Here is a 6,866-nt window from a genome sequence, read left to right as displayed (position 1 = left end):
CTGGTCAACGGCAAGACCGAATATGCACCTGACGTCCCCGTGGACATTGCCTCCACATTGACGTACTTCGGTGGACAACTGCTGGGTGCCTTCCTCGGCGCGGTCGTCTGCTGGCTCGCTTACAAGCAGCACTTTGACGCCGAAGAGGAGGTTGCCAGCAAGCTCGGCGTCTTCTCCACCGGCCCGGCGATCCGCTCCACGCCCTGGAACCTCGTGACCGAGATCATCGGCACCTTCGTGCTGGTGTTCGTTATCCTCACCTTCGGCGGCACGCCCTCAGGTCTGGGCCCACTTGCCGTGGCACTGCTCGTGGTCGGCATCGGTGTTTCCCTCGGCGGGCCCACCGGCTACGCCATCAACCCTGCCCGTGACCTCGGCCCGCGTATCGCCCACGCCCTGCTGCCCATCAAGGGCAAGGGCTCCAGCGACTGGGGCTATTCCTGGATCCCTGTGGTTGGTCCGCTGGTCGGTGGTGCCCTGGGCGGCCTCGTTGCCCGGGTGGTCCCGATCATTGCCACAGCTGCAGCCTGACCCCTCGCTTAACCACCGCGCAAAATTACACCTAAAGACAAGGACGTCATCGTGAACCAGTACGTAATCGCCATCGACCAGGGAACCACCAGCACCCGTGCCATCATCTTCGACCACAGCGGCAGCATCGTCTCCTCCGGGCAGATGGAACACGAACAGATTTTCCCGAAAGCCGGGTGGGTGGAGCACAACCCTGCCGAGATCTGGAACAACACCCGTGAGGTCATCGCCTCAGCCCTGTCGAAGGCGAACCTGACGCGGCACGATATTGCCGCCGTCGGCATCACCAACCAGCGTGAAACCGCCGTGGTGTGGGACAAAACAACGGGTGAAGCCGTTTACAACGCCATCGTCTGGCAGGACACGCGCACGCAGGACATCGTGGATGACCTGGCAAAGGACGGGGGAGCGGACCGCTTCAAGCAGAAGGTGGGCCTTCCGCTGGCCACCTACTTCTCGGGAACCAAGATCAAGTGGATTCTGGACAACGTGGACGGCGCACGCCAGCGGGCCGAAGCCGGAGACCTGGTGTTCGGCAACACCGACGCTTGGGTCCTGTGGAACCTCACCGGCGGGGTGGACGGCGGCGTCCACGTCACTGATGTCACCAACGCCTCGCGCACGTTGTTCATGGATTTGGAGACACTCCAGTGGGACGAGGAAATCCTGGGCATCTTCGGCGTTCCCCGAAGCATGATGCCGGAGATCAAGTCCTCCTCGGAGGTGTACGGCACTGTCCACACCTCGCAGCTTCTCCGCGAGGTTCCGGTGGCCGGCATCCTCGGTGACCAGCAGGCAGCCACGTTCGGCCAGGCGGCATTCCAGACCGGTGAAGCCAAGAACACCTACGGGACGGGCTGCTTCCTGATCTTCAACACCGGCGAGGAAATCGTCCACTCCAAGAACGGCCTGCTGACCACGGTCGGCTACAAACTCGGCGGCGCGGCACCCCACTACGCCCTTGAAGGCTCCATCGCGGTCACCGGCTCACTGATCCAATGGTTGCGGGACAACCTGGGCATGATCAGCAGTGCCCCGGAAGTGGAAACCCTCGCTGCTTCGGTGAAGGACAACGGCGGCGTCTACATCGTTCCAGCGTTCTCCGGGCTCTTCGCGCCCTACTGGCGTTCCGACGCCCGGGGTGCCATCGTGGGCCTCACCCGGTTCGTCAACAAGAGCCACATTGCCCGGGCAGCACTGGAATCCACAGCGTTCCAGACCCGAGAGGTGCTTGACGCCGTGAACGCGGACTCCGGCGTGCCGCTCTCCGAGTTGAAGGTCGACGGCGGCATGGTCGCCAATGATGCGCTGATGCAGTTCCAGGCGGACATCCTTGGCGTCCCCGTGATCCGGCCGAAGGTGGTGGAGACCACGGCCTTGGGTGCCGCCTACGCCGCCGGACTCGCTGTCGAGTTCTGGAAGGACCTCGGCGAACTGTCATCCAACTGGTCCGAAGACAAGCGCTGGGAACCCCAAATGGACCAGGCCGAGCAGGACCGGCAGATGCGGCTATGGAAGAAGGCCGTGACGAAGTCCATGGATTGGGTGGACGAGGACGTGCGGTAATGCCGAGCCGGTAACGAAGCCGGTCCTTCACAAGGGAGGCGGCCCCTGCCCCGCTCGCTTGGTGGTGCCCATCACACCCGGGCGAGGGGCCGCCTCCGTTGCCTCTACTGTCACCAGTTGACCTGTTCGGAGCACTTGGATGGCGGTGCCGGTGCCGGCCATGGCCGGCATGCGCCTGGGCTTGCCGGATGGGGTTACCGGATGGGGTTACCGTGCCGCGGCTTCGGGCGCTGCCCGACGGAACAGTGGGCCTTCGCCCCGCGCCAATCGGCGGCAGCGATTCCCGGTAGGTCCGGACTCGGCTGGCGCGGGCCGAACCGAAACACCGGATGGCGGCCGTGGAGAGGTCCTCCACCGGCTCGTCCAGGCAACTCTCAAACATTCCCGCATAGGAAGGCGCCCGGCAGGTCCTCGGCAGCCGCTGAGGAGCGGACGACATACGGGCCGGGCCGACTGCCTTGGCGGCGTTGTGCAGTTGGCGGTCCCAGGCATCCTGCCCATCACGCGAACACCAGCCTGGCCGGTTCGTGCGCTAAAGTGGTTCCATGCGTGCGATCCTTCTGCTTAGTTAGCCGCCCGGCATCCGAATCGACGGATTACCGAGCGGCAGCCCCTCCATGGCGAGGGGCTTTTGTGTGTCCGGGGCGATTTCCGGGCCGCCAGCAGGAGGATCAGGCCGTTATGGCAGCACAGATGCCGTAACAGAACAGAAGAGGGCAGCAGTGGGCGTTCAGCCGGAGACAGAGACCGGAACAGCAACAGTGTCGGCGGAGGTGCCCGAGGAGGGCACGTACAGTTTTGCCGCCATGGAGGCCAGGTGGCCGCAGGTATGGGAAGACCTCAAGGTCTTCACCCCTGTCGACGACGGGTCCCGGGAGCGGCGCTACGTACTGGACATGTTCCCGTACCCGTCCGGCGATCTGCACATGGGGCACGCCGAAGCGTTCGCCATGGGCGACGTGGTGGCGCGCTACCTCCGCCAGCAGGGCTACGATGTCCTGCACCCGATCGGCTGGGACTCCTTCGGCCTGCCCGCTGAAAACGCCGCCATTAAGCACAACGCCCACCCGAGTGAGTGGACATACGCCAACATCGAAACCCAGGCAGCGTCTTTCAAGCGCTACGCCATTTCCGCCGATTGGTCGCGCCGGCTGCACACCTCTGACCCGGAGTACTACCGCTGGACCCAGTGGCTGTTCAAGCGCTTCTACGAGCGCGGCCTGGCGTACCGGAAGGACTCGCCGGTCAACTGGTGCCCGAAGGACCAGACGGTGCTGGCCAACGAGCAGGTTGTCAACGGCGCCTGTGAAAGATGCGGCACAATTGTCACCAAGAAGTCGCTCAACCAGTGGTATTTCAAGATCACGGACTACGCGGACCGGCTGCTGGATGATATGGAACAGCTGCGCGGCCACTGGCCCGAGCGCGTTCTGGCGATGCAGAAGAACTGGATCGGCCGGTCCGAGGGTGCGCACGTCAACTTCGTCATAGAGGCCGACGGCGGCAAGCCCGCCAAAGAGGTCACCGTCTTCACCACCCGTCCGGACACCCTGTACGGCGCAACGTTCTTTGTGGTGGCGGCCGACGCGCCGCTGGCCGTTGAGCTCGTCACGGATGGGCACGCAGCTGCCCTGGACGAGTACCGTGAGCAGGTCAAGGCGCTCACGGAAATCGAACGGCAGTCCACGGAACGGGAGAAGACCGGCGTTTTCACCGGCCGCTACGCCGTCAATCCACTGAACGGGGAGAAGCTGCCGGTATGGGCAGCGGACTACGTCCTCGCCGACTACGGCACCGGTGCCATTATGGCAGTGCCAGCCCACGACCAGCGCGACCTTGACTTCGCCCGGAAGTTTAGCCTCCCGGTGCGGGCGGTCCTGGATACCGGCGAGGAAGACCCCGCAGTCTCCGGCACCGCCACCGCAGGGGAGGGCACGCTGATCAACTCCGGCGAGCTGGACGGCCTGCCCAAGGCCGAGGCCATACCGGCCGCGATCGCGATTTTGGAGCGCCAGGGCACCGGTGAGAAGTTCGTAAACTTCCGGCTGCGTGACTGGCTGCTCAGCCGGCAGCGGTTCTGGGGCACCCCCATCCCCATCATCCACTGCCCGTCCTGCGGGGAAGTCCCTGTGCCTGACGAGCAGCTGCCCGTGAGGCTGCCCTCCGACCTCCGCGGTGAGGACCTGTCGCCGAAGGGCACTTCGCCCTTGGCGGCAGCCGAAGCGTGGGTCAATGTCAACTGCCCTTCCTGCCACGGCCCGGCAAAGCGGGACACCGACACCATGGACACGTTCGTCGACTCGTCCTGGTACTTCCTGCGCTTTGTGTCACCGCAGTACACGGAGGGTCCCTTCGATCCGGAGAAAATCAACGACTGGATGCCCGTGGGCCAGTACGTGGGCGGCGTGGAGCACGCTATCCTGCACCTGCTCTACGCCCGGTTTTTCACCAAGGTCATCAACGATCTCGGCTTGATCGAAGCCAGCGAGCCCTTCAGTGCGCTGCTGAACCAGGGGCAGGTCCTGAACGGCGGCAAGTCAATGAGCAAGTCGTTGGGCAACGGCGTGGACCTTGGTGAACAGCTGGACAAGTACGGCGTTGACGCCGTGCGCCTCACCATGATCTTCGCCTCCCCGCCGGAGGACGACGTGGACTGGGCAGACGTCTCGCCGTCCGGTTCGGCGAAGTTCCTGGCCCGGGCCTGGCGCCTGGCCCAGGACGTTGCCAGCGAACCCGGCATTGACTTCACCGCCGGCGACCGCGCGCTGCGCTCGGTGACGCACCGGGCAATTGCAGACGCTGCTGAACTGCTGGACGCCAACAAGTTCAACGTCGTTGTGGCCAAGCTGATGGAACTGGTCAACGCCACCCGCAAGGCCATCGATTCCGGTCCCGGGGGAGCAGACCCGGCAGTGCGGGAGGCAGCCGAAGCTGTTGCGGTGATCCTGAGCCTCTTCGCCCCCTACACGGCCGAGGACATGTGGAGCGTCCTCGGTTACCCGGCCTCGGTAGCCAATGCAGGCTGGCCGGCCCACGATGCGTCCCTGCTGGTGCAGGACACCGTCACCGCCGTGGTGCAGGTGCAGGGCAAGGTCCGGGACAGGCTGGAGGTCTCGCCGGACGTTTCGGAGGACCAGTTGCGCGAACTGGCGCTGGCCTCGGACAACGTGCAGCGCGCCCTCGACGGCCGCGGCATCCGCACCGTCATCGTCCGCGCCCCTAAACTGGTCAACATCGTCCCGGCATAAGCCGGACCAGGCCGCCGGAACCTCCGGCGGCCTGCTGTGACCCAGGAGGCTCCCTTGCCACACCGCGACGCCGCCGCCTGGCCCTGGATGCGGGCACGCCTGCTGGCCCGACGCCGCGGTCAGGAAAGCCTCGGAACTCAAGCCGGCGCCGTCGTACGTATTGCCGTGGTGACCGACTCCGCCGCCGCATTGCCGGCTGGCTGGATTGCCGGGCTGAGCAGCGACGGCCGCCTGACCGTCATCCCCATGCCCGTGATGGTGGGCGATGAGATCTACGGCGAGGGTGAAGATGACATCTCGGAAACCATCGCGCTGGCCCTGGCCAGCGGGACATCAGTGAAAACGTCGCGGCCCTCGCCCGGGCAGTTCGAACAGGCCTATCTTGCCGCACAGCGCAAGGGGTACGAAGCGGTAGTTTCCGTCCACATCTCGGGCGGCCTGTCCGGGACGGCAGATGCCGCCCGGCTTGCTGCCGGAAGGGTCGGCATTCCGGTGGAAGTTATCGACTCCGGGACGGTGGGCATGGCCCTCGGGATGGCCGTCCAGGAAGCTGCGCGCGTTGCCGGGGAAGGCGCAGATGCAGCAACAGTGGCGAACGCGGCCGCCGGTCAGGCAGCACGCACCAAGGTCTATTTCTACGTTCCGAGCCTCGAGCAGCTTCGACGCGGCGGGCGGATCGGGACGGCTGCTTCGCTGTGGGGCACGATGCTGGCAATCAAACCCATTCTTGGGGTCGACGGCGGAAAAATTGTACCGCTGGAGAAGGTGCGGTCCGCCGTCCGGGCCGTTGCCCGGCTCGAGGAACTCGTGGTTGCCGACGCTTCTGCCCGCACCGCCGCAGAAGTACGCCTCGCCGTCCACCACTTTGGCAACCCTGCGGAAGCGGAGCGCCTCGCCGATCGACTGGCTGTTGCCCTCCCACAGTGCCCCCCTGCGCAGATCAGCTCGCTGCCCGCGGTTCTGGCGGCGCATGCGGGGCTCGGGGTCCTTGCCGTTATTGTGGGTGACAACCTTGCCGCGGACCGCGCCCGCTGACCAGGCTCTTTCCACATAGCCGGTTGCCGCACTGTTGTCCGGGTGTGGCCCGTCCCTAGCGTGGAGGCATGTCACGCCGGAATGCTGGAGCAGCAGGTGTACAGGCGCGCCATGCCCGGTCGCGGCTGCAGGCTACCTTGGGTGACAACTCCCGTGGGCTGCTGGTGGACGACGGCGGGCCTTCCTTCGAGTACCGGGGCCCTGGAGCCGCCGGCGGTGAAGATAGACCCGGCCGTACCCTTCCCGGTGATGCGGTGGCCGGCACGGAGTCCTTCGATATCAGCCCCGCCATCCGTTGGCGCCTGAGCTTTCGGCTTGGCGTGCTCCTGGGAATCCTTGCCGTGGCTGCCGGCGCCTGGTTCTGGTGGCAGGCGGCCTCCGGGCGGCCGGAGATACTGCCACTGAGCGGCGTCGGCCCCGAGCCCTCGACCGCGGTGGCCGGGGAATCTGGCGCGGGGATCGGACTCCGGGCAGGCCCGGAGTCCG

The 6,866-nt window shown here is 65.7% G+C and carries 4 protein-coding genes and 1 pseudogene; all 5 read left to right on the top strand.

Features of this window, described 5'->3' with window-relative positions; all coding sequences use genetic code 11:
* The coding region (locus tag AC5RWX_RS28600) for an MIP/aquaporin family protein (RefSeq protein WP_494099621.1) at window positions 1-531 on the top strand (531 nt) is incomplete at its 5' end.
* Window positions 532-582: 51 nt separating this feature from the next.
* Window positions 583-2,097, top strand: coding sequence for a glycerol kinase GlpK (glpK, locus tag AC5RWX_RS28595; protein WP_494099620.1), 1,515 nt, complete (start codon window positions 583-585; stop codon window positions 2,095-2,097).
* Window positions 2,098-2,819: 722 nt separating this feature from the next.
* Window positions 2,820-5,345: a leucine--tRNA ligase gene (leuS, locus tag AC5RWX_RS28590; RefSeq protein WP_494099619.1), complete on the top strand. Its 2,526-nt coding sequence runs from the start codon at window positions 2,820-2,822 to the stop codon at window positions 5,343-5,345.
* Window positions 5,346-5,399: 54 nt separating this feature from the next.
* On the top strand, window positions 5,400-6,380 hold the full coding sequence (locus AC5RWX_RS28585) for a DegV family protein (protein WP_494099618.1): 981 nt from the start codon (window positions 5,400-5,402) through the stop codon (window positions 6,378-6,380).
* A gap of 68 nt (window positions 6,381-6,448) precedes the next feature.
* Window positions 6,449-6,866 (top strand): annotated as a pseudogene (locus tag AC5RWX_RS28580) (ComEA family DNA-binding protein); the annotation flags it as partial.

The organism is Arthrobacter sp. SPT-J7, assembly GCF_059089965.1.
The sequence above is the reverse complement of the archived record's forward strand: the minus strand, read 5'-3'. Positions and strand labels throughout refer to the sequence as shown.